The 25,556-nt window shown below is 63.1% G+C and carries 24 protein-coding genes; 9 read left to right on the top strand and 15 right to left on the bottom strand.

Going from position 1 to position 25,556, the window contains the following annotated elements; translation table 11 throughout:
- Positions 1 to 26 precede the first annotated feature (26 nt).
- Entirely contained in the window at positions 27 to 959 is a 933-nt protein-coding gene (cysK, locus tag VL52_RS17015; protein ID WP_046158153.1) for a cysteine synthase A, read from the bottom strand.
- Between the two features lie 242 nt (positions 960 to 1,201).
- On the opposite strand from cysK, the gene VL52_RS17020 reads away from it, so the two are divergent.
- Positions 1,202 to 2,071, top strand: coding sequence for an ion transporter (locus tag VL52_RS17020; protein WP_021478996.1), 870 nt, complete (start codon positions 1,202 to 1,204; stop codon positions 2,069 to 2,071).
- Here VL52_RS17020 and VL52_RS17025 read toward each other — a convergent pair.
- Positions 2,068 to 2,580: an O-acetyl-ADP-ribose deacetylase gene (locus VL52_RS17025; protein WP_046158154.1), complete on the bottom strand. Its 513-nt coding sequence runs from the start codon at positions 2,578 to 2,580 to the stop codon at positions 2,068 to 2,070. The two genes, VL52_RS17020 and VL52_RS17025, sit on opposite strands and share 4 nt — an antisense overlap.
- 451 nt (positions 2,581 to 3,031) lie before the next feature.
- Here VL52_RS17025 and xseA point away from each other — a divergent pair, with 451 nt between their 5' ends.
- From xseA to VL52_RS17045, 4 genes are all read left to right on the top strand, one after another.
- Positions 3,032 to 4,396, top strand: a complete 1,365-nt coding sequence (gene xseA, locus VL52_RS17030) for an exodeoxyribonuclease VII large subunit (RefSeq protein ID WP_082113811.1) — start codon at positions 3,032 to 3,034, stop codon at positions 4,394 to 4,396.
- Positions 4,397 to 4,990: 594 nt separating this feature from the next.
- Positions 4,991 to 5,167, top strand: coding sequence for a hypothetical protein (locus tag VL52_RS25055; RefSeq protein WP_160298959.1), 177 nt, complete (start codon positions 4,991 to 4,993; stop codon positions 5,165 to 5,167).
- Between the two features lie 63 nt (positions 5,168 to 5,230).
- On the top strand, positions 5,231 to 5,680 hold the full coding sequence (locus VL52_RS17040; RefSeq protein WP_052729373.1) for a hypothetical protein: 450 nt from the start codon (positions 5,231 to 5,233) through the stop codon (positions 5,678 to 5,680).
- A 38-nt stretch (positions 5,681 to 5,718) separates the two neighbouring features.
- A complete protein-coding gene (locus VL52_RS17045) occupies positions 5,719 to 5,910 on the top strand; it encodes a hypothetical protein (protein ID WP_046158156.1) in 192 nt (63 codons plus the stop codon).
- 62 nt (positions 5,911 to 5,972) lie between these two features.
- Here VL52_RS17045 and ispH read toward each other — a convergent pair whose 3' ends face one another.
- The 8 genes from ispH to VL52_RS17085 form a co-directional block, all read right to left on the bottom strand.
- On the bottom strand, positions 5,973 to 6,908 hold the full coding sequence (gene ispH / locus VL52_RS17050; RefSeq protein ID WP_046158181.1) for a 4-hydroxy-3-methylbut-2-enyl diphosphate reductase: 936 nt from the start codon (positions 6,906 to 6,908) through the stop codon (positions 5,973 to 5,975).
- Between the two features lie 95 nt (positions 6,909 to 7,003).
- Complete coding sequence (gene lspA, locus VL52_RS17055; protein WP_021479003.1) at positions 7,004 to 7,486, bottom strand: signal peptidase II; 483 nt, start codon at positions 7,484 to 7,486, stop codon at positions 7,004 to 7,006.
- 69 nt (positions 7,487 to 7,555) lie between these two features.
- Positions 7,556 to 10,333, bottom strand: a complete 2,778-nt coding sequence (gene ileS, locus VL52_RS17060; protein ID WP_046158157.1) for an isoleucine--tRNA ligase — start codon at positions 10,331 to 10,333, stop codon at positions 7,556 to 7,558.
- Positions 10,330 to 11,259: a bifunctional riboflavin kinase/FAD synthetase gene (locus VL52_RS17065; RefSeq protein ID WP_046158158.1), complete on the bottom strand. Its 930-nt coding sequence runs from the start codon at positions 11,257 to 11,259 to the stop codon at positions 10,330 to 10,332. The genes ileS and VL52_RS17065 overlap by 4 nt, the downstream gene beginning before the upstream one ends.
- 131 nt (positions 11,260 to 11,390) lie before the next feature.
- Positions 11,391 to 12,071: an OmpA family protein gene (locus VL52_RS17070; RefSeq protein ID WP_021479006.1), complete on the bottom strand. Its 681-nt coding sequence runs from the start codon at positions 12,069 to 12,071 to the stop codon at positions 11,391 to 11,393.
- A gap of 240 nt (positions 12,072 to 12,311) precedes the next feature.
- Positions 12,312 to 12,821, bottom strand: coding sequence for a DUF934 domain-containing protein (locus VL52_RS17075; RefSeq protein ID WP_046158159.1), 510 nt, complete (start codon positions 12,819 to 12,821; stop codon positions 12,312 to 12,314).
- Positions 12,805 to 14,463 carry a nitrite/sulfite reductase gene (locus tag VL52_RS17080; RefSeq protein WP_046158160.1) on the bottom strand — a complete coding sequence of 553 codons (1,659 nt, stop codon included), beginning with the start codon at positions 14,461 to 14,463 and terminating at the stop codon, positions 12,805 to 12,807. Before VL52_RS17080 ends, VL52_RS17075 begins: the two co-directional genes overlap by 17 nt.
- A gap of 43 nt (positions 14,464 to 14,506) precedes the next feature.
- Positions 14,507 to 15,211, bottom strand: coding sequence for a phosphoadenylyl-sulfate reductase (locus VL52_RS17085; protein ID WP_021479009.1), 705 nt, complete (start codon positions 15,209 to 15,211; stop codon positions 14,507 to 14,509).
- A gap of 112 nt (positions 15,212 to 15,323) precedes the next feature.
- Between VL52_RS17085 and cysB the strand changes: the two genes are divergently transcribed.
- Positions 15,324 to 16,268 carry an HTH-type transcriptional regulator CysB gene (gene cysB, locus VL52_RS17090; RefSeq protein ID WP_021479010.1) on the top strand — a complete coding sequence of 315 codons (945 nt, stop codon included), beginning with the start codon at positions 15,324 to 15,326 and terminating at the stop codon, positions 16,266 to 16,268.
- A 257-nt stretch (positions 16,269 to 16,525) separates the two neighbouring features.
- Here the strand turns inward: cysB and fabG are convergent, their stop codons facing one another.
- Positions 16,526 to 17,266 (bottom strand): 3-oxoacyl-ACP reductase FabG, encoded by a 741-nt coding sequence (gene fabG, locus VL52_RS17095; RefSeq protein WP_011137123.1) that lies wholly within the window; start codon positions 17,264 to 17,266, stop codon positions 16,526 to 16,528.
- A 213-nt stretch (positions 17,267 to 17,479) separates the two neighbouring features.
- Positions 17,480 to 19,111 (bottom strand): ABC-F family ATPase, encoded by a 1,632-nt coding sequence (locus tag VL52_RS17100; protein WP_046158161.1) that lies wholly within the window; start codon positions 19,109 to 19,111, stop codon positions 17,480 to 17,482.
- Positions 19,112 to 19,424: 313 nt separating this feature from the next.
- Between VL52_RS17100 and dapA the strand changes: the two genes are divergently transcribed.
- Entirely contained in the window at positions 19,425 to 20,300 is an 876-nt protein-coding gene (gene dapA, locus VL52_RS17105; RefSeq protein WP_046158162.1) for a 4-hydroxy-tetrahydrodipicolinate synthase, read from the top strand.
- Between the two features lie 26 nt (positions 20,301 to 20,326).
- Positions 20,327 to 21,436, top strand: a complete 1,110-nt coding sequence (bamC, locus tag VL52_RS17110; RefSeq protein ID WP_046158163.1) for an NlpB/DapX family lipoprotein — start codon at positions 20,327 to 20,329, stop codon at positions 21,434 to 21,436.
- Between the two features lie 724 nt (positions 21,437 to 22,160).
- Here the strand turns inward: bamC and VL52_RS17115 are convergent.
- Entirely contained in the window at positions 22,161 to 23,294 is a 1,134-nt protein-coding gene (locus VL52_RS17115; RefSeq protein WP_046158164.1) for a ribosomal protein uL16 3-hydroxylase, read from the bottom strand.
- Positions 23,295 to 23,435: 141 nt separating this feature from the next.
- Between VL52_RS17115 and VL52_RS17120 the strand changes: the two genes are divergently transcribed.
- A complete protein-coding gene (locus VL52_RS17120) occupies positions 23,436 to 23,915 on the top strand; it encodes an FKBP-type peptidyl-prolyl cis-trans isomerase (protein WP_046158165.1) in 480 nt (159 codons plus the stop codon).
- A 64-nt stretch (positions 23,916 to 23,979) separates the two neighbouring features.
- Here the strand turns inward: VL52_RS17120 and VL52_RS17125 are convergent, their stop codons facing one another.
- Both VL52_RS17125 and prmC read right to left on the bottom strand, forming a co-directional pair.
- Positions 23,980 to 24,726 carry a phosphatase PAP2 family protein gene (locus VL52_RS17125; RefSeq protein ID WP_046158166.1) on the bottom strand — a complete coding sequence of 249 codons (747 nt, stop codon included), beginning with the start codon at positions 24,724 to 24,726 and terminating at the stop codon, positions 23,980 to 23,982.
- 3 nt (positions 24,727 to 24,729) lie between these two features.
- Positions 24,730 to 25,551: a peptide chain release factor N(5)-glutamine methyltransferase gene (gene prmC, locus VL52_RS17130; protein ID WP_046158167.1), complete on the bottom strand. Its 822-nt coding sequence runs from the start codon at positions 25,549 to 25,551 to the stop codon at positions 24,730 to 24,732.
- Between the last annotated feature and the right edge of the window lie 5 nt (positions 25,552 to 25,556).

Raw genomic sequence — 25,556 nt, forward strand, 5'->3', positions numbered from 1 at the left:
CGAGGACAAGAGACGGGCTGCCGGCGTCAGCCGAGATGCTCGAACAGCACGGTGGACAGATAGCGCTCACCGAAGGACGGGATCACCACCACGATCAGCGTGCCGGCGTTTTCCGGCCGTTTGGCCAGTTGCAGCGCCGACCACACCGCCGCGCCGGACGAGATGCCGACCAGGATGCCTTCCTTGGTGGCCACTTCGCGCGCCACTTGCAGCGCGTCCTCGTTCTTGACGCGGATGATCTCGTCGTAGATGCCGGTGTTGAGGATGGCCGGCACGAAACCGGCGCCTATGCCCTGGATCGGGTGCGGCCCCTTGGGACCGCCGGACAGCACCGGCGACGCGTCCGGCTCCACCGCCACGATCTGCACGCCGGGCTTGCGCGCCTTCAGCACTTCGCCGACCCCGGTGATGGTGCCGCCAGTGCCCACGCCTGCCACGAAGATGTCCACCTGGCCATCGGTGTCGTTCCACACTTCTTCCGCGGTGGTGTGGCGGTGGATTTCCGGATTGGCCGGGTTTTCGAACTGCTGCGGCATGAAATAAGTGTCGGGGAATTCGTCGACCAACGCCTTCGCCTTGGCGATGGCGCCGCCCATGCCATCCGGGCCCGGAGTCAGGATCAGCTCGGCGCCGTAGGCTTTCAGCAACTGGCGGCGCTCCTTGCTCATCGATTCCGGCATGGTGATCGCCAGCTTGTAGCCGCGCGCCGCGCACACCATCGCCAGGCCGATGCCGGTGTTGCCCGAGGTCGGCTCGATGATGACGGTGTTGGGGCCGATCTTGCCGGCCGCCTCCGCCGCGTCCAGCATCGCCACCGCGATGCGGTCCTTGACGCTGTGCGCCGGGTTGAAGAACTCCAGCTTGGCGACAACCGTGGCGCCGACGCCCTCGGTGACGCGGTTGAGCTTGACCAGCGGGGTGTTGCCGATCAGGTCGGTGATGGTATTGGCTATGCGCATGATCTTATTCCTCATCCTGCTAAAATGACGATGCCGATATTCCACGGCATCATAATCAATACAATGCGGGCGACCTAATATTGTTTGCTTATATCCAGCAAACCAAACTCCGGCTACCCTCTCTAACCCGCCGCGCATCCGCCCGCGGCCGGCCCGGAAACAGGCCCGGCGCCGCTGCGGAGAAAACGCCGGCGGACTCAAACCGCTTTGTTATAGTCAATGCAAACACAGGCAAGGTTCATATGCCCACTCAGGAAACCCTGATCCCGCTGTCCGGCTGGCGGCGCAAACTGTACATCGTCATCTACGAGGCCGACACCCGCGCCGGACGCATTTTCGACATGGCGCTGATCGCCGCCATCCTGCTCTCCGTCGCCTGCGTGATGCTGGAAAGCGTGTCGTCGATACGCCAGCGCTACGGCACGCTGCTGACCGTGCTGGACTGGCTGTTCACCCTGCTGTTCACCATCGAGTACGCGCTGCGGCTGATCTGCGTGCACAAGCCGATGCGCTATGTGAAGAGCTTCTTCGGCATCATCGACCTGCTGTCCATCCTGCCGCTCTACCTCGGCCTCTTCATCCCGGAAAGCCGCTTCCTAGCCGACGTGCGCATCCTGCGCCTGCTGAGGATGTTCCGCATCCTCAAGCTCAGCCGCCACCTGGGCGAGGCGGCCCAACTGCGCAAGGCGCTGATGGCCAGCCAGCGCAAGATCACCGTGTTCCTGGTGACCGTGGTGCTGCTGGTGATCGTGCTGGGCACGCTGATGTATGTGATCGAGGGCCCCGAGCACGGCTTCACCAGCATCCCGATCAGCATCTACTGGGCCATCGTCACGCTGACCACCGTCGGCTTCGGCGACATCACGCCGAAAACGCCGCTGGGACAGGCGCTGGCCAGCCTGGTGATGATCACCGGCTACGGCATCATCGCGGTGCCCACCGGCATCGTCAGCGCCGAGATCGCCCGCAGTTCCCCGCCCGAGCCTTCCGAAAACCGCTCCGCCACCCGGCTGTGCCCGCATTGTTTCAGCGAGGGGCATGACTGGGACGCCCGCCACTGCAAGCACTGCGGCGGCCAGCTGCCGCGCCCGGCCAAGGGCGAGGTCAGCTAGGCGTCGAACGCCCGCCGGTAAGCCTCCTGCGCGCGGGCGTCGAAAGCCACCAGCCTCACCTCGCGCAGGCCATGGGGCTGGCCGGACAGCCAGGCCCTCAGCTCGCCGATCGCCAAAACGCAGGCGGCCTCCAACGGATAGCCGTAAACGCCGCAGCTGATCGCGGGAAACGCGATGCTGGCCACGCCATGGCGCGCGGCCAGCTCCAGGCTGTTGCGGTAGCAGGCCGCCAGCAGCTCCGGCTCGCCCTCTCCCCCGCCCTGCCATACCGGCCCCACGGTGTGGATCACGTAGCGGGCGGGCAGCAGATAGCCATCGGTCAGCCGCGCCTCGCCGGTCGGGCAGCCGCCCAGCAGGCGGCAGGCGGCCAGCAGGCCCGGGCCCGCCGCCCGATGGATGGCGCCGTCCACCCCGCCGCCGCCCAGCAGGCTGTTGTTGGCGGCATTGACGATGGCGTCCACCTTCATGCTGGTGATGTCGCCCTGAACGCATCGCAGCAAATCTTCCATATCGTCTCCTTTGCCTCGCGGCCCGCGCCCGATCTCCGGCCGCCGGAAGCCGCCGGGTGGTATCATGGCCGCTGCCGCGATGGCGGGTTTCAATTCACGCGATTGTCATTTATTCGACACAACAGAGACAAATCGCCTTCGGCAAATAGCAAGCGTTTACTCTGGCTGCGGCAGTGACGCAACATGCCATTGGCAATCCTAATCGCTACGCCGGGCAGGGAACAAGGCTGCGCCGAGCTTTGCGGCCAGTTGTGGATAACTTTGTGGATAAGCCGGTGCACAGTTGGGCTAAACCCTTGCCAAGCCGGGCTTCCACTGGTTTTTCACGCCGGGGATTGATTTTTGTAAGATATTGATTTGCTTGCATTTTTAATCAGATATCAAACGCTACGCAGGTGGGAGGCCGCCCGCGTCCCTTGAATATTTACTCCAGTGAAGCATTGTGGATCACTTGACAAGATACAATTTCCCTGATCAGAGCCAGGACGTGATCAGCGTCTCCTCCCTCAACCGCATGGCGCGGGACCTGCTGGAAGCGGGCATTCCGCCAGTGTGGATAGGTGGGGAAATCTCCAACCTGACGCTGGCCGCCTCCGGCCACGCCTACTTCTCACTGAAGGACGGCGGCGCCCAGCTCCGCTGCGTGATGTTCCGCCACAAGCTGTCCATGCTGCCGTTCCGGCCGCAGGAAGGCATGCAGGTGGAACTGCGCGGCCAGGTGACGCTGTACGAGGCCAGAGGCGAATTCCAGATCAACGTCGGCGAGATGCGCGCCGCCGGTCTCGGCAGGCTGTACGAGGCTTTCGAGCGGCTGAAGGCGCGGCTGCAGGCCGAGGGCCTGTTCGACAATGCCCGCAAGCGCGAGCTGCCCGTCCACCCAACCGCCATCGGCATCGTCACCTCCCCCGCCGCCGCCGCGCTGCGCGACGTGGTCAGCACGCTGCGCCGCCGCATGCCGGGCATCCCGCTGATCCTCTACCCGGCCCAGGTGCAGGGCGAAAGCTCGGCCCGGCAGATCGCCGACGCCATCCGCCAAGCCGGCGAACGCCGCGAGGTGGACGTGCTGATCGTCTGCCGCGGCGGGGGCAGCATCGAAGACTTGTGGTCATTCAACGAGGAAATCGTCGCCCGCGCCGTCGCCGCCTGCCCGATTCCCACCGTCAGCGGCGTCGGCCACGAAACCGACTTCACCATCTGCGACTTCGTCGCCGACCGCCGCGCCCCGACGCCGACCGCCGCGGCGGAGCTGGTGTCGCCCAACCGCGAGCACCTGACCATTCAGCTGGAGCAGACCAAACGCGCGCTGGAGCGGGCGCTGGGCCGGCTGCTGACCGACAAGGCCCAGCAGCTGGATTTCCTCGGCCGCCGCCTGACCCACCCCGGCGCCAGATTGCAGACCCAGCGCGAACGGCTGAACACGCTGTCGCAAACGCTGAAGCAACGCGTGCACGCCGCCTTCGAGCAGGGCCGCTGGCGGCTGCAGCTGGCCGGCACCCGCCTCTCCCGCCACCAGCCGGATCTGGATGCAGGCTGGCAGGCGCTGCGGCAACGGCAGGACGCGCTGATCCGCGCGCGCGACCGGCTGCTGGAGCGCCGCGCCCAACGACTGGCGCAGCTGGCCGCCACGCTGACCGCGCTCAATCCCGACGCTGTGCTGGCGCGCGGCTATGCCATCGTGCAAAAACAGGACGGCCAGGCGGTCAAGAATCCGGCCGAGCTGCTGAACCACGAAAAGGTGACGCTGCGGCTGGCCGAAGGCAGCACCGAGGCCCGCATCGAGCATTCCGAAGGCGCGCAAGCCCAGCTGCCGTTTTAAAACCCGCTGACAGAACCCCCTATCCTGCGTTGCGTCTCCCTGTCGAACGACGGGCATTGCCTGCGTCGGCGCGCCTTGGCCCAGGTTCTTGGCGAGGTTTTGTTAGCGGCACTAAAACGCAACCCTCGCGGCGCGAAGCCAGGCGCGTCATCAACGGTGCCCCGCCATGCCTCTGGTTTTACACGGCCTCTCCGACTGATAGCTCCATCCCATGAAAGACGCCGCAGGCGTCTTTTTGCATTTCCGCGTCACGCTTCCGAAACGGTTTATTTTCACGTAAATAATTTGCCGATTATTTATCCAAGCGCAGCTTAAAATAATTTCCGTCTTATTTTATTCTTCCGCGCCATATTCTTATCAAATCACGCATTTACTGATCCAGATTAATCTTTCCAGATTGACGGCGTCATTTCACTTTGCGATCATGCCCCGCAACAAAAACATTCAGCCACGCAGCGCATTGATTTTAATGAATGTCTGCAATTGAATGGTTGTTATTGGTCATATAAAAATAGCGCGAGAAAAACAAACCAAGCAATTGAAACAATGCTGATAAATAGCCGCATGAAAATCCATCAACACGAGGCATTAAACATGAAACCAAAACAAATCAATAGCGTCGCCGAATTTGAAAACCAAATCCAGAAAAGTTTGGCGCTTGCCAAAATGGTGCGATTAAGCGCCGAGGAAATAGAAATGATCAACGGCGGCACGCAGGAAAACCCGCCTCGCATGACAGGGAAAATCGTGCAGTCATCAGCCAAGCAATAAAAGCGGCCATCCATTCCGCCCAACCGGCGGGCGAACATTCATTCAGGCGCTTCGCGAACCAATATGAACAACGACCAAACCCGGCTCTGCCCCAGCTCCACCTTCGAAGGCGATGGCAATATGGTGTTCGGCATCGTGGGAGGCAGCGCGCATCAACGCCGCGTGATCTATCTGAAGAAAATGCTGCCGGCCGCCGAGATTGACCGTTCCCGATTGGACGGCATCGCGCCGGAGGAAGTGTTCCGCACCGCCGGTCCTTGCGCCCAGACCCGTTGCGCCCATCACGACAATGCCGCATCGCGCTGCACGCTGGCCGAGCGCGTGGTGGCCGCGGCGGACGAAGTGGTGGACCGGCTGGCCTACTGCGCGATACGGCCCCGCTGCATGTGGTGGAGCCAGCACGGCCGCGACGCCTGCACGCGCTGCCCGCAGGTGGTATCCATCGACCGTCTGCCGGATGCAGCCATCGCCCAGGCCCGGATTCCGCCCCAGCCCGCCTCCGCCGGCAACTGAACCCCCTTCCAGCAATCGCTCAGCAAAGGAAAATCGCCATGAAACAAAGCCAGACCCTTCAACACACCGAGTGGGACGCCCAACTCGACCACAGCCTGCAAATCGCCCAACTGGTGCGCCTGAGCGCCGACGAGATCGAGTGCGTATCCGGCGGGCAGGCCAATAACGGGCCGAGCACCGGCTTCGTGCCGCGCAAGCCGCCGACGACCGGCTTCGTTCCACAGCCCTGAGCCAGCCATGAAAAAGGCCGCTCCCTGTGGAGCGGCCTTGGCTTTTGCGATAGGAATTCGCGTCAGGCTTGCGGACGCAGCGCCAGCGGCAAGGCGAACACCGTGCTCTCCTCCACCCCGGGCAGCTCGGTGACCTGAGTGACGTCGAACGCCTTGATGCGGTCGATCACAGCCTGCACCAGCACTTCCGGCGCGCTGGCGCCGGCGGTGACGCCGACGCGGCGCTTGCCGGCGAACCATTCCGGCTCCAGCAGGCTGGCGTTGTCGACCATATAGGCGTCCACGCCCTTCAGCGCCGCCACTTCACGCAGGCGGTTGGAATTGGAGCTATTGGGCGACCCCACCACCACCACGATGTCGCACTGGTCGGCCAGCAGCTTCACCGCGTCCTGGCGGTTCTGCGTCGCATAGCAAATGTCGTCCTTCTTCGGACTGTGGATCTTGGGGAAGCGGGCTTTCAGGGCGGCGATGATGTCGCGGGTCTCGTCCACCGACAGCGTGGTCTGGCTGACGTAGGACAGCGCGTCCTCGCGCTTGACCTGCAGCGTGGCGACGTCGTCTACCGTTTGCACCAGATACATGCCGGAATCCACCTGGCCCATCGTGCCTTCCACTTCCGGATGGCCGGCGTGGCCGATCATGATGATTTCCATGTCAGCCTTGTGCATCCGCTTCACCTCGACATGCACCTTGGTCACCAGCGGACAGGTGGCGTCGAACACCGTCAGTCCCAGCGCCTCAGCCTCCGCCCGCACCGTCAGCGGCACGCCGTGGGCGGAGTAGATCAGCGTGCTGCCGGGCGGCACGTCCTTCAATTCCTCGATGAACACCGCGCCCTTGTTGCGCAGGTCATCGACGACGAAGCGGTTGTGCACCACTTCATGGCGCACGTAGATGGGCGCGCCGTACAGCTCGATGGCGCGCTCGACGATGGCGATGGCCCTGTCGACGCCGGCGCAGAAGCCGCGCGGGTTGGCGAGCATGATGGTCTTCGTCATCAAAATTTCCTCAATCGAGCCGGAACCGCGTCCCGGCAGGTGCGCGAATGGCCCGCTGCGCGGGCCATCGCCTTGCATTCACAACGGCGGCCGTCTCAGTTCGACGGTTTTTTCAGGCTGTCCAGCACCATCAGCGCCGCGCCGACGCAGATGAAGGAATCGGCCAGGTTGAACGCCGGGTAAAACCACTGGTTGTAGTAGTGGAGCATGATGAAATCGATCACGTGGCCATAAGCCAGGCGGTCGATCACATTGCCCAGCGCGCCGCCCATGATGAAGGCCGCGGCCAGGTTCATCATGCCGGAAAAACGCCGCTTGACGATGTTCCAACCCAGCCAGCCGGACACGGCGAAGGCCAGGATGGTGAACAGATACTTCTGCCAACCGCCGGCATCGTGCAAAAAACTGAACGCCGCGCCGGGATTGTAGACCAGGGTGAAATTGAAAAAGCCTTCCACCACCGGCCGGATTTCTCCGTACTGGAAGCGGCTGTTGAAATACAACTTGCTGATCTGGTCCAGTACGATCACCAGGGCCGCCAGCGCGAACCACTTGGGCCAGCTGCGGGCGCCGGGCATAGTCATTGCAGAATCCATCTATCGGTATCCATGGGCTGGCGGGGCCGCCTGAGCGGCCCCGGCGGACGGTCAGGCGTGCAAGCGCGGCTCGCCCTTGCCGTCCAGGTTGTCGACGCAACGGCCGCAGACAGCGCCGTGTCCGGCGTGGCTGCCCACATCGGCGCGGTAGTGCCAGCAGCGGTCGCACTTGCCGTGCGCGGACGGGGATACCCGGATGGCCAGCTCGCCGGCCTCGCGCACACCCGCCTTGGACACGATCAACACGAACTTCAGTTCCTCGCCCAAGCTGGCCAGATGGCGGGCCAGCTCGGCCGGCGCGTCGATTTCGATCTCCGCCTGCAGCGAAGAGCCCAGCTTGTCGGCGCTGCGCAGCTCCTCGATCTCCTTGTTCACCGCGACGCGCAGCTCGCGGATCGCTTGCCACTTGGCGGACAAGGCGGCCTCGCGCTCGACGGCCTGCGCCGGGAACTCATGCCAGATGTGATACAGCGTGGACTCTTCCTCGCTGTCCACCAGCACATTCCACGCCTCGTCGGCGGTGAAGCACAGGATGGGCGCCACCATCAGCAACAGGCTGCGGGTGATGTGGTACAAGGCGGTCTGCGCGCTGCGGCGGGCATGGCTGCCGGCCTGGGTGGTGTACAGGCGGTCCTTGATCACGTCCAGGTAGAACGCGCCCAGGTCTTCCGAGCAGTAGCCGACCACTTCCTGCACCACGTGGTGGAAGGCGTAGCGGGAGTACAGCTCGCCCACCACTTTTTCCTGCACCTCGCGGGCGCGCAACAGCGCGTACTGGTCCAGCTCCACCATCTTGTCCAGCGGCACGGTGTGCTCCAGCGGATCGAAGTCCGACAGATTGGACAGCAGGAAGCGGATAGTGTTGCGCAGGCGGCGGTAGCTTTCCGTGGTGCGCTTCAGAATCTCTTGCGACAGCGACATGTCGCCGGAGTAGTCGGCGCTGGCCACCCACAGCCGCAGGATGTCTGCGCCCAGGGTGCCGCAGATCTCTTCCGGCGCGATGCCGTTGCCCTTGGACTTGGACATCTTGTAGCCCTTGTCGTCCACGGTGAAGCCGTGGGTCAAGAGCTGCTTGTACGGCGCGCGGCCGATGGTGGCGCAGCCGGTCTTCAGCGACGACTGGAACCAGCCGCGGTGCTGGTCGGAGCCTTCCAAATACAGGTCGGCCGGCCAGGCCAGTTCCGGACGCTGCTTCAGCACCGCGAAGTGGGTGGCGCCGGAGTCGAACCACACGTCCAGCGTGTCGGTCAGCTTGCGGTATTGCTCGGCCTCGCCGCCCAGCAATTCCTTGGCGTCCAGGCTGAACCAGGCTTCGATGCCCTGCTGCTCGATGCGCAGCGCCACTTCCTCCAGCAGTTGGGCTGAGCGCGGATGCAGCTCGCCCGACTCCTTGTGGATGAAGAAGGTCATCGGCACGCCCCAGTTGCGCTGGCGCGATACGCACCAATCCGGGCTGTTCTTGATCATCGCGTCCAGACGGGCGCGGCCCCAGGCCGGGAAGAACTCGGTGGCGTCGACGGCGCGCTGGCTGATCTCGCGCAGCGTCTCGCCGCCATTGGCCTGGCGGTCCATGCTGATGAACCACTGCGGCGTGGCGCGGAAGATGATCGGCGTCTTGTGGCGCCAGCAATGCGGGTAGCTGTGCTCCAGCTTGGCCTTGTGCACCAGCGTGCCGTGCGACTCCAGCGTCTCGATCACGCGCGGGTTGGCGTCCCATACCAGCATGCCGGCGAACAGTTCGGTGGTGCTCTTGTAGCGGCCGTCGTCGGCAACCGGGTTGGCGATAGGCAGCTTGTACTGCAGGCCGGCCTGGAAGTCTTCCAGGCCATGGGCCGGCGCGGTGTGCACCAAGCCGGTGCCGGCGTCAGTGGTGACGTGGTCGCCCAGGATCACCGGCACCTGGCGGTCGTAGAACGGGTGGCGCAGCTGGATCAGCTCCAGCGCCTCGCCCTTGGCTTCGCCCAGCACGCGGTACGCTTCAACGCCGTAGCGCTTCATTGCCGACTCGACCAGATCCTTGCCCAGGATCAGCTTGCCCTTGGGCGTGTCGACCAACTGGTAATCCAGATTGGCGCCGGCCGCGACGGCCTGATTGGCCGGCAGCGTCCACGGCGTGGTGGTCCAGATCACGGCCAGCGCGCCGGATGCGTCGGCGTCGAAGGCGGCGGAGGCCTTGTCGGCGTCGATCACCTTGAAGCCGACGTCGATCGCCGGCGACACCTTGTCTTCGTATTCCACTTCGGCCTCGGCCAGCGACGAGCCGCACTCGATGCACCAGTGCACCGGCTTCTCGCCCTTGGTCAGATAGCCGTTTTCATGGATCTTGCCGAGCGTGCGGACGATGTCGGCCTCGGTCTTGAAATCCATGGTCAGATAGGGATTGTCCCAGTCGCCGAGCACGCCCAGGCGGATGAAGCCCTTCTTCTGGCGCGCCACCTGCTCCTTGGCGTATTCGCGGCACAGTTCGCGGAACTTGGCGGCGGGAATGTCCTTGCCGTGCAGCTTCTCGACCATCAGCTCGATCGGCAGGCCGTGGCAGTCCCAGCCCGGCACATAGGGCGCGTCGAAGCCGGCCAGCGTCTTGGAGCGGACGATGATGTCCTTCAACACCTTGTTGACCGCGTGGCCCAGGTGAATGTCGTTGTTGGCGTACGGCGGGCCGTCATGCAGGATGAACTTGGGCCGGCCGGCGGACAGCTTGCGCAGCTTGTCGTAGCGCTTCTCTTCCTGCCAGCGCTTGACCCAGGCCGGTTCGCGTTTGGCCAGATCCCCGCGCATGGCGAAGGGTGTATCCAGCAGGTTTACGGTTTTACGATAATCGATGCTCATGCCTGCTCTCGCTGCAAACTTGTCAAATAGGTCTTGGCGCTGGCCGCGTCGCGCTCGATCTGGGCCACCAGGGTCGCCAGATCATCATAGCGCTCTTCGTCGCGCAGTTTCTTCAGGAAGCGTACTGTCAGCCGCTGGCCGTACAGATCGCCCGAGAAATCGAACAGATGCACTTCCAGCTTGTAATCCAAGGTGTCGCTGACCGTCGGGTTCAGGCCCAGGCTGGCCACGCCGCCCAGGCGGCCCTGCGGCGCGTCAACCTCCACCACGAACACGCCCTTCAACGCCGGCTTCAAATGCGGCAGGTGGATGTTGGCGGTGGGAAAGCCTATCGTGCGCCCCAGTTTCTTGCCATGCATCACTTTGCCCGATATCCGGTACACGCCGCCCAGCAACGCGTTGGCCGAATCCAGATCGCCGGCGGCCAAACGCTCGCGCACCAAGGTGCTGGAAGCGCGTTCGCCCTTGACCAGCACCGACGGCATCGCCTCGGTGGCGAAATGCGGACAGGAGGCCAGCAACTCGAAATCGCCCTTGCGGCCGGAGCCGAACTGGAAGTCGTCGCCGATCAGCAAATACCGCGTATTCAGTTCCCGCACCAGCACCTGGTCGACGAAGCCCTGCGCCGACATATTGGAAAAACTGTGGTTGAAACGGTAAACGAACACGTAATCGATCAAGCCCAGCTCTTCCAGCAGCGCGAACTTGTCGCGCAAGGTCGACAAGCGCGCCGGCGGATTGGCGCGGGCGAAGAACTCGCGCGGGTGCGGCTCGAAGGTCAGCAAGGCTGTCGGCAACGCGCGCGCTTCCGAGCGCAAACGTTCCAGCATGCGCCTGTGGCCCTGATGCACGCCATCGAAATTGCCGATGGTCAACGCGCATCCCGGCAGGGCGAAACGACGCGGATCCCCCAGAAATACCTGCATTCGCTGTCTTTACATACGTCCCGAAACCTTCGATTGTAGCCGCCGGCTAGCGATAGCGTCCAGACATGATCCGGAGGGAGGGCAAACAAAAAGCCCCGCATGCAGCGGGGCTTTTTGGCGTTTGGCAAAAATTAGTTGCCAGACTTCTCTACCACGGACTCTTTAACAGCGTCGATGGTCACTTCCACGCGGCGATCAGACTCGATGCAAGCCTTGATTTCGGCGTTTTGCTTCTTGTTCTTCACGTATTTCGGGAACTTGGCCTTGCACTCTTCGGTCATCTTGGCTTCAGCCTTGCCCTTGCCTACAGCGGCAACCTTCTCGGCCGGCACGCCAGCATTCACGAAGTAGTTCTTGACAGCGTCGGCGCGATTCTGGGACAGAGCGTTGTTCAGCTTGTCGGAACCCATGAAGTCGGTGTAACCGTCGATTTCAACACCGTTCAGGTAACCCTTGCCGGCGTGGGCCTTCAGCTTGGCGACCAGCGGGTCCAGTTCGTTCTTGGCGTCAGCGCGCAGAACGGACTTGTTGAAGTCGAACAGAACCTTGGCGGACAAGGTCACTTTTTCCTTCACGGAAACCAGAGCCGGCTTCGGAGCGGCGACAACCGGCTTGGCGGCTTCGCGATCGCCACATTCAACCAGGCCGTCCTTGGCCTTGTCGAAGTAGGTGGTCTTCCAGCATTCGCCGTAGCTGTTGCGGGTCACTGCGTCAGTGGATTGGTCAACGGCATAACCCGGTTTGGCAGCAAAAGCGCTAGCAGAAACCAACAGGGCGGCAACCAGTGCGCTCAGTTTCAGCTGTTTAGTCATGTTATTCCCTCTTTAATCTATAAAATGGGTAGCAATGCGGGCTGACGCAAAGACCACGCGAACTAAGTTGACTGCAAACATCAGGGATGGCTACATGCTGTGTTGATGCAGTTAACCCGCACTATAGGAATGCTGCAACACCATGTCAACACAGCGTCGAGCGCTTTGTCGCGTCAGCGTTGTATAAATACATCACATTTCGCTAAATTATACCCGAAGCTGTGTCTCCCATGCGACACATTACGGTCTTGTGACGCGCCGGCGAAACAGTGGCAACGGCTGCCTGTAAGTTACTTGATAGCTATCACTGAAGGTATTGTAATAATCACCATCATCCAGCGACTTGCCGTCCTTGACCGCAAAGGCGTCGAAACCCACTTGCCACAAGGGCCGGATCAGATCCGCCCAGACATCGCCCACCGCTCTCAGCTCGCCGGCATAATCATAGCGCTCGCGCAACAGCCTGGCGAGGCTGTAGCCCCGTCCATCGGTGAAGGCGGGAAAATCCACGGCGACCAGCGCCAGCTCGGCCAGATAAGGCTGCAGCTGCGCCGGATCGTCGTCCGGCGACAGGTAGACGCCGACGCCCCCGCCGCGCGCGCGCCAACCGTCGACATCGGCCAGCCAGCTGGCCAGCGGCACGATCACATCCTCGGCGGGATCCGCTTCCGGCAGCTTGCCGCTCTCGTCCGGCCGCAACAGCCGCCAGTGGTCGGCCTGCAGCCGGCCATCCTTAATGAACTGGGGCATACACCCTCTCCTTGAACGGTTCGGCGCCGAGGCGGCGCAAGGTTTCGATGAAGCGCTCGCCGTTCTGCCGCCGCTCGATGTAGACCTGCATGATCTTGGAGAAAGCCACCGGCACGTCGGCCTGGGCGAAAGACGGGCCGATCACCTTGCCGATGGCGGTGTCGCTGCCCTGGCTGCCGCCCAGCGTGATCTGGTACCACTCCTCGCCGTTCTTGTCGACGCCGAGAATGCCGATATTGCCGATGTGGTGATGACCGCAGGCATTCATGCAGCCGGAGAAGTTACAGGCGATGTCGCCCAGATCATACAAGTAATCCAGATCGTCGAAGGTTTTCTGGATCGCGTTGGCCACCGGGATGGAGCGCGCGTTGGCCAGCGAGCAGAAGTCGCCGCCCGGGCAACTGATGATGTCGGTCAACAGGCCGATGTTCGGCGTCGCCATGCGCAGTTGCCGCGCCTCGCGCCATAGCGTGTACAGATCCTTCTGCTCGACATCCGGCAATACCAGATTTTGCTCGTGGGCTACGCGCAGCTCGCCGAAACCGAAACGCTCGGCCCAGTCGGCGGCGGCTTCCATCTGCTCGGCGCTGATGTCCCCCGGAGGCGCGCCGGTCTCCTTCAGCGACAGGACCACCGAGCGGTAGCCGGACAGCCGGTGGCCGCGGGTATTGCGCTCGAACCAGCGGGCGAAGGCCTTGTCCTCGGCCAGCGGCCCGGCCAGCTCGGCCGGGTCGTCGGCCAGCATCTTGTAAGCCGGATCGCCGAAGAAGCTGGCGTAATGGACGACATCCTCGTCGCGGAGGGTCGCCGGGCCATCCTTCAGATGGCGCCATTCGTCCTCCACCTTGGCGGCGAAACCGTCCCGCGTCAGCGCCTTGACCAGAATCTTGATGCGCGCCTTGTACTTGTTGTCGCGGCGGCCGAAACGGTTGTACACCCGCAGCACCGCGTCCAGATAGGTCAAGAGATGCTGGCGCGGCAAAAACTCGCGGATCACCTCGCCCACCATCGGCGTGCGGCCCAGGCCGCCGCCCACGATCACCTTGAACCCCGCCTCGCCGGCCTCGTTGCGGCTGACGTGCAGGCCGATGTCGTGGACCATGGTCGCCGCGCGGTCTTCCACGCTGCCGGACACCGCGATCTTGAACTTGCGCGGCAGGAAGGTGAATTCCGGGTGCATCGTGCTCCACTGCCGGATGATCTCGCAGTAGGGCCGCGGGTCGAACAGCTCGTCGTCGGCCACGCCGGCGAAGGCGTCGGTGGTGGTGTTGCGCACGCAGTTGCCGGAGGTCTGGATCGCGTGCATTTCCACCGTGGACAGCTCTTCCAGGATGTCTGGCACCTTGGACAGCTCCGGCCAGTTGAACTGGATGTTCTGCCGGGTGGTGAAGTGGCCGTAGCCCTTGTCGTAGCGGCGGGCGATGTCGGCCAGCTTGCGCAACTGCTCGCTGCGCAAGTGGCCGTAGGGAATCGCCACCCGCAGCATGGGCGCATGGCGCTGGATGTAGAGGCCGTTCATCAGCCGCAGCGGCCGGAACTCGTCCTCGGACAGCTCGCCTGCCAGAAAACGGCGGGTCTGGTCGCGGAACTGCACCACGCGCTCTCGCACCAGCCGATGGTCTACTTCATCGTATCGATACATGTTTGGATTCCAGCGGGAATGCCGACGACTGCGGGCCGGCGGTTCAAACGGGGCGTTGCAGCGGACTGGACTTCGCGTGCAGTCCGCACTCCTTGGTTTCCGGGTTTTCCCACCACCAGCGCCCGGCGCGCACATCCTCGCCCGCGCTGATGGCGCGGGTACAGGGCGCGCAGCCTATCGACGGGTAGTGCCGGTCGTGCAGCGCGTTGTACGGCACCTGGTTTTCCTTCAGGTACTGCCACACCTCGGCCTCGGTCCATTCCAGCAAGGGGCTGAACTTCACCAGGCCGTTATCGGCGTCGTACTCCCTGTCGGCCAGGTCCTGCCGGGTAGGCGACTGCTGGCGGCGCAGGCCGGTGATCCAGGCCGAACGTCCGGCCAGCGCGCGCTTCAGCGGCTCCAGCTTGCGGATCTGGCAACAGGACTTGCGCAGATCGACGCTCTGGTAGAAGCCGTTGATCCCGTGGAAGTTGACGTACTGCTCGGTGGCGGCGGTGTCGGGGAAATACACCCTGACCGGATGGCCTGGATAGCGCTCGGCCACCCGCTGCATCAGGTCGTAGGTTTCGGCCGGCAGGCGGCCGGTATCCAGACTGAAGCTTTCCAGCGGCAGATCGAGGCGGGCGATCAGGTCGGTCAGCACCATGTCTTCGGCGCCGTAGCTGTTGGCCAGCACCGCGTCGGGGTGCTCGGCGGCGACGGTTTGCAACAGGGCCGTGGTGGCGGCGAGTTTGGACTCCAGGCTCATTAAGCGCTCCGGGGATGGTTCGAGCGTATCCTAACCAAAGCGCTTATAAACCTAAAAGAATATTGTGTTAGTATTTAATGACTACAGGTTGTATAGAGGATAGATCGCCAAGATGAAGCTACAACAACTCCGCTACCTGGTCGAAGTGGCCAAGCAAGGGCTCAACGTTTCCGAGGCCGCCGAGAAGCTGCACACCTCGCAGCCCGGCATTTCCAAGCAGATCCGCCTGCTGGAGGACGAACTGGGCATCCAGGTCTTCATCCGCAACGGCAAGCGGGTGGTCTCGGTGTCCGAGCCGGGCAAGGAAGTGCTGCGCATCTCGGAACGCATCCTGCGCGAGGCGCAGAACCTGAAGCGCGTCGGCGACGAGTTCTCCCGCGAGTCGGAAGGCGCGCTGACCATCGCCACCACCCACACCCAGGCGCGTTACGCGCTGCCGCAGGCCATCGCCGAGTTCGTGCGCCGCTACCCCAAGGTGCGGCTGTCGCTGAAACAGGGCAGCCCGACGCAGATCTGCGACATGGTGGTGTCCGGCGAGGCCGATCTCGCCATCGCCACCGAGGGCATCGCTCTGTACAAGGAACTGGCGACGCTGCCCTGCTACGAGTGGAACCGCTCGCTGGTGGTGCCCAAAGGCCATCCGCTCACCGCTCTGGAGCGCGAGGTGACCCTGGCCGACATCGCCCAATACCCGATCGTCACCTATGATTTCGCCTTCGCCGGCCGCTCCAAGATCAACAAATCGTTCGCCGAGCAGGGCCTGACGCCCAACGTGGTGCTGACCGCGATCGACACCGACGTGATCAAGACCTACGTTTCGCTGGGCCTGGGCATAGGCATCATCGCCAGCATGGCCTTCGAGCCCGAGCGCGACCACAACCTGACGGCGATCGACGCCGGCCACCTGTTCGAACCGTCCACCACCAAGATCGGCATCCGCAAGGACGCCTATCTGCGCGGCTTCGCCTACACCTTCATCGAACTGTTCGCGCCGCATCTGCACCGGCGCGAGGTGGACTCGGCTCTGCTGGCCCACGACGTCGACGACGAGGAATGAGCGCCCGCCGACGCATGCCGACGCACAAACGCCCCGGATCAGCCGGGGCGCCGGCTGCGGATATCATGATTCAGCGCGAACCTACAGGGCCCGGCAAAGCCGGGCCCCTCCACTCTTGCAGTCAATTCCGCAGCCTGTCGTTTGCATCCCCATCCCCCCGCCCTTGCTCTGCAAGGGGGCCTCGCTTCGCTCGCTCAGCCGATACACAAACGCCCCGGACCAGCCGGGGCGTTTTCTTTGGGAGGACAGGCTAGCGCTTACAGCGTCAGGCCGCCGGTCACCTCGATGGCGGCGCCGTTGATGTAGCTGGCCTCGTCGGACGCCAGGAAGGCGTAGACGTTGGCGATCTCGGCCGGATCGGCCATGCGGCGCATCGGCACCTTGTCTTCCATCGCCTGCAGCACTTTTTCCGGCATCGCCTTCAGAATCGGCGTGGCCACGAAGCCCGGACACACCGCGTTGGCGCGGATGCCCTTCTTGCCCAGCTCCTTGGCCCAGGTCTTGACGAAGCCGATCACGCCGAACTTGGCGGCCGCGTAATTGGTCTGGCCGAAGTTGCCGTAAACGCCGACCACCGACGACGCATTCAGTATCACGCCGCCGCCCTGCTCCACCATGGTGTCCACCACGGCGCGGGCACAGTTGTAGACGCCCTTCAGGTTGATGTCGATCACCTTGTCGAACTGGTCTTCGCTCATCTTGATCAGCTGCGCGTCCTGGACGATGCCGGCGTTGTTGACCAGCACGTCGATGCGGCCGCAACGATTTTTCAGGTCAGCGACCATCTCGGCGATCTGGCCCTTGTCGGTGACGTCCACCTTGTAGCCGTAGGCCTCGCCGCCCAGCGCCTTCAGTTCATCGACCACGGTCTTGACCGCGTCCGGATTCAGGTCGCACACCGCGACGATAGCGCCTTCCTTGACGAACTTCTCCGCCGTCGCCTTGCCGATGCCGCTGGCCGAGCCGGTGATGATGGATACTTTCCCTTTCAAACGCATGTGATTTCCTTCTATCTCTCTGGCTTGCAGATCTCATCGGGTCGCCAGGACGGATGAGCCCGGATGTCTCCAGCATCGGCCTTCCCGGCCGAATCCCCGATTATTGTTGTCTTTCCGCGGATCGCGGATATGAAAAACGGGAGTTTGTGCACCGCAATATAGCGCACGCCCTCCCGTCGGTAAAGCTACGGCCTGTGACAGACCGTAACCGGATTATTCCAGGCCCTTGCTGGCCAGGTAGTCTTCGTAGTTGCCGGTGTAGTAGTCGTAACCGCCCTTGCCGTCCAGCTCCAGCACGTGGGTGGCCAGAGAGCTGACGAACTGGCGGTCGTGCGATACGAAGATCAGGGTGCCCTTGTACTTCTCCAGCGCCATGTTCAGGGATTCGATCGATTCCATGTCCATGTGGTTGGTCGGCTCGTCCATGATCATCACGTTCGGTTTCTGCAGAATCAGCTTGCCGTACAGCATGCGGCCCTTCTCGCCGCCGGACAGCACGCGCACCGCCTTGCCCACCTCGTCGCCGCCAAACAGCAAACGGCCCAGCGTGGCGCGGATCGCCTGCTCGTCGTCGCCCTCCTGGCCCCATTGGCGCATCCACTCGCTCAGGGTCCAGTCGCTGTCGAAGTCCGCCTCGTGATCCTGGGCGAAATAGCCGATCTGGGCCTTTTCCGCCCACTTGATGTTGCCGTAATCGGCAGTCAGGCCTTCGGCGTAGGCTGGTTCGAACGCGCCGGCCAGCAACTTGACCAGCGAGGTTTTGCCCGCGCCGTTGGGGCCGATGATGGCCAGGCGCGCGCCGGCCTCCAGAATCAGGTTCAGATCCTTGAACAGCACCTTGCTGTCGTAGGCCTTGTTCAGGCTCTCCACCTCCACCGCCTGGCGGTGGAGCTTGAACTTGTCATCCATCTCGAAGCGGATGAACGGGTTCTGGCGGCTGGACGGCTTCACCTCCACCATCTCGGACTTCAGCTTGTCCACCTGCTTCAGGCGCGAGGTGGCCTGGCGGGCCTTGGACTTGTTGGCCGAGAAGCGCGCCACGAATTCCTGCAGTTCCTGGATGCGCTCCTTGGCCTTGCTGTTGGACGACAGCTGGCGCTCGCGGGCCTGGGCCGACGCGATCATGTAGTCGTCGTAGTTGCCCGGGTAGATGCGGATGGTGTTGTAGTCCAGATCCGCCATGTGGGTGCAGACCGAGTTCAGGAAGTGGCGGTCGTGCGAGATGATGATCATGGTGGAGTTGCGCTCGTTCAGCACATGCTCCAGCCAGCGGATGGTGTTGATGTCCAGGTTGTTGGTCGGCTCGTCCAGCAGCAGGATGTCCGGATTGGAGAACAGCGCCTGCGCCAGCAGCACGCGCAGCTTCCAGCCCGGGGCCACTTCGCTCATCGGGCCGAAGTGCTGGTCGACCGGAATGCCCACGCCCATCAGCAGCTCGCCGGCGCGCGCTTCGGCGGTGTAGCCGTCGTACTCGGCGAACTTGGCCTCCAGCTCGGCCGCGTGCATGTAGTCTTCTTCGGTAGCTTCGAGGTTGGCGTAGATGGCGTCGCGTTCGCTCATCGCCGCCCACATCTCGGTGTGGCCCATCATCACCACGTCGATCACGCGCTGATCTTCATAGCCGAACTGGTCCTGGCGAAGCTTGCCGAGGCGCAAGCCATTCTCGATGGCGACTTCGCCCGCGGTCTGCTCCAGATCGCCACCCAGGATTTTCATGAAAGTGGACTTGCCGGAACCGTTGGCGCCGATCAGGCCGTAACGGTTGCCTTCGCCGAATTTGACGGTAACCTTCTCGAACAGAGGTTTCACGCCAAACTGCATGGTAATGTTGCTTGTGGTAATCACGCTTGAGGATCCTTCAGCCAGGGCCGTGAGCCTGTTTGCGATCTTTTCGCGAGCGTCTCCCGGCCTCTTTTCGCCGGCGCATGGCTTCGCCAAACGCCTCCGGCGGGGACTGACGCCGCGGCGCGCCCATCAAATGGCCGCCTTCGGACAAGATCTCAAACAGGTTCTAAGTATCGGAAAAACGTAGGATTCTATCACAACGGGGACCATTCCCCGAAGCCTCGCGCGGCCGCGTCTCACGAACTTTTGCCAGCCAGACGAATTCCGATACAATCGTAAACCTTGTAAATCCTTATTCCAGATAGGCAAAACTATGCTTACCGGCAGCTTGGTAGCGCTCGTAACACCGATGTCGAACGATGGGGCGGTGGATTTTGCGGCGTTGCAACGATTGGTTGAGTTCCACATCGAAAACGGCACCGCCGGCATCGTCGCCGTCGGCACCACCGGCGAATCAGCCACCCTGTCGGTGGAAGAGCACATCGCCGTGGTGAAAGCGGTGGTCGAGTACGCCAAGGGCCGGGTCAAAGTGATCGCAGGCGCCGGCGGCAACGCCACCAGCGAGGCGATCGAGCTGGGCAAGCTGTCGGCCGATGTCGGCGCCGACATGGTGCTGTCGGTGGTGCCCTACTACAACAAGCCCACCCAGGAAGGCATCTACCAGCACTTCAAGGCCATCGCCGACGAAAGCCCGCTGCCCGTCATCCTTTATAATGTTCCCGGCCGCACCGTCGCCGACATGAGCAACGACACCGCGCTGCGCCTGGCCGCCCATCCGAACATCGTCGGCCTGAAAGACGCCACCGGCGACATCGGCCGCGCCTGCGATCTGGCGCTGCGCGCGCCGGAAGGCTTCGCGCTGTACTCGGGCGACGACGCCACCGGCATGGCCTTCATGCTGTGCGGCGGCCACGGCGTGATCTCGGTCACCGCCAATATCGCGCCCAAACAAATGAGCGAGCTTTGCCAAGCCGCCACCTCCGGCGACGCCCGCAAGGCCCGCGCCATCAACGACAAGCTGCAAGGCCTGCACAAGCAGCTGTTCGTGGAACCCAACCCGATCCCGGCAAAGTGGGCGCTGGAGAGGATGCGACGCATCCCCGCCGGCATCCGCCTGCCGCTGACCCCGCTGAGCGCCGCCGCCCAACCTCTGGTGGACGCGGCGCTGAAACAAGCCGAAGTCATTTGATTCACCCCCGAAAGATGGGAGTAAGCATGAAACGAAGCGCGTCCGTCGCGATTCTGCTGGCAAGCGGCGTTCTGGCCGCCTGCAGCACCCAGCAACCGCTGAGCAAGCCTCTGGACTTCAAGTCCGACGCTCCGAAAACCACCGCCAACAGCCTGGAAGTGCCGCCCGATCTGACCGCGCCGCAAGTCCAGAACAAGTACAACCTGCCTGCCGGCGCCACCGCGACCAACGTCGACGCCGCGGAACCGACGGTCGGCTCGCCCGTCGCCGTCAATCAGCTGGACAACATCAAGATGGAACGCGCCGGCACCCAACGCTGGCTACTGGTGGGCAACAAGAAGGCCGCCGAGCTGTGGCCGGTGCTGAAGGCGTTCTGGCAGGAAAACGGTTTCGTGATCAAAACCGAAGACCCGGGCCTGGGCATCATGGAAACCGACTGGGCGGAAAACCGCGCCAAACTGCCTAACGACGGCCTGCGCAAGCTGCTGGAAACCGTCGGCCTCGGCAGCGTGTACTCCACCGGCGAGCGCGACAAGTTCCGCATCCGCCTGGAAAACACCCCGCAGGGCACCGAGGTCTACTTCTCGCACCGCGGCATGGAAGAGGTCTACGCCGACAACAGCAAGACCAACACCGTGTGGCAGCCGCGCGCCACCGACCCCAATCTGGAAGCCGAGCTGCTGGGCCGCTTCATGATGCGGCTGGGCATGAACGAAGAGAAGGCCCGCGACCAGGTCAAGCAGACGCTGGCCAAGCCGGCCAAGCCGCAGGATCCGATCGTCGACGGCCAGCTGCAGCTGTCCGACGGCTTCGACCGCGCTTGGCGCCGAGTCGGCCTGGCGCTGGACCGCGTCGGCCTGATCGTCACCGACCGCGACCGTTCCCAGGGCCTGTACTACGTGAAGCCGGCCAAGGGCGACACCGACAAGGAAGAATCCGGCGGCTTCTGGTCCAATCTGGCCTTCTGGAAGAACAAGGACGGCCAGGCGATCAAACCGACCGCCCCCGAGTATCGGATCAAGCTGGTCGAACAGGGCGCCACCACCACCCTGCAGATCCAGGACAAGCAGGGCAAGCCGCTGTCCGACGACTTCGTCAAAGCGGCGCTCGGCAAACTGCAGACCGAGCTGCAATAACGCAACAAGCCTTGGACCAAAAAACAACAGCCCGCGAAAGCGGGCTGTTTCTTATGCGGGATTCATTTAATTGCCGCCCGGTCGCTAGAAACCGCCAGATGAAATAGCGCTGCTGATTACCGATAGCAATATGTAACGCTTTGTATTCGACAGCAATAACTGTGGTTTTTCCACCAAACATTTACAAATCATCGATCCCGCGCCAAACAGCAGGCGCAAAAAAACCGGCCGAGGCCGGTTTTTTTGTGTTGCTCGCCGCTAATTACTTGGCAGCGGAAGCAGCCGGAGCGGAAGCGTCAGCAGCCGGAGCGGAAGCGGCCGGAGCGGAAGCTTCAGCTGCCGGAGCGGAAGCGGCCGGAGCGGACGCTTCAACTGCCGGAGCGGAGGCTTCAGCCGGAGCTTCTTTTTTACCGCAAGCGGACAGGGCTACGGCCAGCAGGGCAGCAACGAGGAGCGACTGTTTCATTTTTTCTTTACCTTTGAGGATAAGTTGAACAAGACGTCAGTTATCGCACGGTCTCGACAATAAGCCGGGCGACTGAAAATCCATCAGTGAGCAAATTGTATCACGAAAAAAATGGCTGTATAGAGGGCAAAAATCTAAAAAAACAACAATGCCAAGCACAGACTGACATGTGTCCGCCCAAGCATTAAAACGGGCGTTTACCCCCTGGATTCAGCCTTCCATCGCGTTGCTTGAACGATACAAGCAAGAAAACTGTTGTTATTCTGCTACATTTGCCGAAAGATGCCAATAACCTGACAGATAACCATCGTGCAGCGCGTCCATCATATCGGCGGAATAGCGGCCCGCTTTCAGCCTCCGCCGATTGCCGAAGTGTTGCCAATCGGCAAAATCACCATCGGAAACGTCCACTTTCTCGCCGTTGCAGTAGACGCAGGCATCGCAGAACAGGATCTGGCTCTTGCGGTCCAGCTCCAGCCCCCGCTCGGCCAATGCCTCGGCGAACGCGTCTTCGTCCAGTTCGTCTTCCGGCGCGTCATAGAACACATGCGCCTTGGGCTCGGTCAGATAGTGGCCGAGAAAATCGCAGACCGTGTCCTTGTCCCAGCGGATCTGCGACAACAGGCCAGCCACCTGCCCTATCATCTCGTCGCCTATCCTCGCCGGATCGGCCTGCAGCTTCAGGTCCGGATCGGCATAGACGCCGTCCAGGCAGACGCGGTCCTGCAGATAAACCAGGAATTGCGTCGCCAGCTCCTGCGCCGGCGGCGCGCGGAAACCGATCGAGTAGGTCATGCCGGGCTCCAACGCCACGCCGTAGTGCGCGCAGTGCGGAGGCAGGTACAGCATGTCCCCGTGCTCCAGCACGAACTCCTGCTCCGTGCGGAAGTCCTTCAGCACCCGGATCGGCGCGTCCTCGATGAAGTCATCGTCATGCTGGGAGGAAATCTGCCAGCGCTTCTTGCCACCCACCTGCAGCAGGAACACGTCGTAGGCGTCGAAATGCGGGCCGACCGTGCCGCCAGGCGGAGCATAGCTGATCATCAGATCATCCAGCCTGGCATAAGGGATGAAGTTGAAACGCCACAGGATGTCGTCGATATGCGGCAAGTGATGGTTGACGCCCTGGACCAGCAGCGTCCAGTCGGTGTCAGCCAGCCGGCGGAAGCGCGAGGGACGGAACGGGCCACGCTCAAGGTGCCACTTGCCCTTCTTGTACTCGATCAGCCGCGACTCGGCGTCGTCGCGCTGCGCCAGCTCGGACAGCACCGAAAAATCGACGTGCGGGCCGACATCGGTCAACGCGCCGCGGATCAACAGAGGTTTCTTGTGCCAGTATTCGGCGAGGAATTGTTCGGGCGACATGCCGCCCAGCAAGTTTGTGGTATTCATCAGCTTTTACGGGCTCAGCCGCCCGTCTATGGTTTACAATTACGCCAGCGGACGCGCGAGCGTCCTATCTTGCGGTGGAAGGAACACCCTCGGGACCGTCCCTGTCAAGTTTTTTTACCATCCATCACGGATATCCAACTCATGCAAATCGCCAAAAACACCATCGTCACGATCCACTACGAGATGTTTGACGTCGACAATAACCTGCTCGACAAGACCGAAGAGCCGATCAGCTACCTGCACGGCGGCTACGATGGCATCTTCCCTCTGGTGGAAGAGGCGCTGGAAGGCAAGAATGTCGGTGAATCCATCGACGTGAAGCTGACCTCCGATGACGCGTTCGGCGACCCGGAAGAAGAGCTGATCCGCGTGGAAGATCTGGAAGTGTTCCCGGCCGACGTCGAAGTCGGCATGGTATTCGAAGCTGACGATCCGGAAACCGGCGAACTGCTGCTGTTCCGCGTCACCGACATCGCCGACGGCAAAGCCGTCGTCGACGCCAACCACCCGCTGGCCGGCCAGAGCATCCGCTTCTCCGCCAAGGTGGTGGAAGTGCGCGCCGCCAGCGCTGACGAAGTCAGCCACGGCCACGCCCACGGCGAACACGGCCACCACCACTGAGCGGCAGCGGCGATTCATCGCCCTGTCGGAAAAAGCGGCCTCCGGGCCGCTTTTTTATTCGCGCTCAGTGCCCGCGCCGGGCAAAGCGCCAGAATCCGGCCAGCACCACCCCGCCCGCGATCGCCGCGCGCAGCCAATATTCGGCGAACACGCCGCGCTGCCCCAGCAGCCAGGCCAGCGTGCCGGCCAGCAACACCAGCAGGATCAACTCCGCCGTGCGGGAGATGTCTCGCGGCCAGCCATCCGGCCAGGCAAAACGCAGCGCCAGCCTTATCGCTCCCCAGCCCAGCAGCGCGCCCACCGTCAGATCCAGCGGCCAGTGCACACCGATGGCGATTCTGGACAGCATCACCAGCCCGGCCAGCGGCAGCCATGCAGCCGCCCTGCCCCAGCCTATGCCGCGCCAGGCGAAGGTGGCCAGCGCGGCCGAAGCCATCGCGTGCCCAGACGGGAAGGAGCCATTTCCGGGCAAACGATCCAATAAGTCCACCATGCCCTGCGGCAGTACTTGCGGCGGCCTGGACACGTCGAAACCGGCCTTCAGCAGCACCGCCAGCACGATGGCGGCCGCGCCACCGGCGATCAGCGCCGGCAAACGCCGCGGCTCGCGCCAGCACAAGGCCAGCATCAGCGCCAATGCGGTCGGCCAATCGCCGAACACGCTGAAAAAGCGCCACAGCGGCGCCGGCAGGTGGTGCAGCAGCGGATGCAGGAACAGAAACAGCTGACGATTGGCCTGCGGCCAGGCCGCCAGCGCCGCGCTCAATACCGCCAGCAGGACGGCCGGCCAGAATCGACGAAGCACGACCATCGCTCAGCCCGCCTTGCGCCCGACGGTGATGCGGTCCTGGCCGGCCAGGTCGCAAATAGTTTCCACCTGGCTCAAGCCGGCGGCGGAAAACAACCCCCTCACCGCCTCGCCCTGGTCGTAACCGTGTTCGACCATCAGCCAGCCGCCGTCGGCCAGCCGCCCCGGCGCGCCGGCGGCGATCTCGCGCAGGCAGGCCAGGCCGTCGGCCTCGTCGGTCAGCGCGCCGCGCGGCTCGAAGCGCAGGTCGCCTTCGGCCAGATGATGGTCGTCGCGCTCGATATACGGCGGGTTGGAGACGATCAGGTCGAAACGCGCGTCCGCATCCAGCGGATCGAACCAGCTGCCCAGCCGGAAATCGACCCGGGCGGCCAGCGCGTCGGCATTGCCGCGCGCGACGGCCAGCGCGTGGGCCGAGACATCCACCGCGCCCACAACCCAGTCCGGCGCTTCCAGCGCCAGCGTGACGGCGATGATGCCGCTGCCGGTGCCCAGGTCCACCGCCCGCGCCGGCGCGGTCCGGTCGACGCGGGACAGCGCCTGCTCAATCAGATGCTCAGTCTCAGGCCGCGGAATCAGCACTCCCGGGCTGACCTGGAAATCGCGGCCGTAGAATTCGCGCGCGCCGAGCAGATAAGCCATGGGTTCGCCGGTCAGGCGGCGCGCGGCCAGCGCGTCGAAGGCGGCCGCGGCCTCATCCGGCAGTTCGCGCTCGGGATGGCCGATGATGGCGGCGTGGGTCAGACCGGGCCAGGCATGCGTCAGCAGCATCCGGGACTCCAGCCTGGGCAGGGGGTGGCGCCGCAGCGCCTGTTCTATGGTCGGCATGGTTC

Origin of the sequence: Chromobacterium vaccinii, assembly GCF_000971335.1 — a bacterium.
Taxonomy (GTDB): domain Bacteria; phylum Pseudomonadota; class Gammaproteobacteria; order Burkholderiales; family Chromobacteriaceae; genus Chromobacterium; species Chromobacterium vaccinii.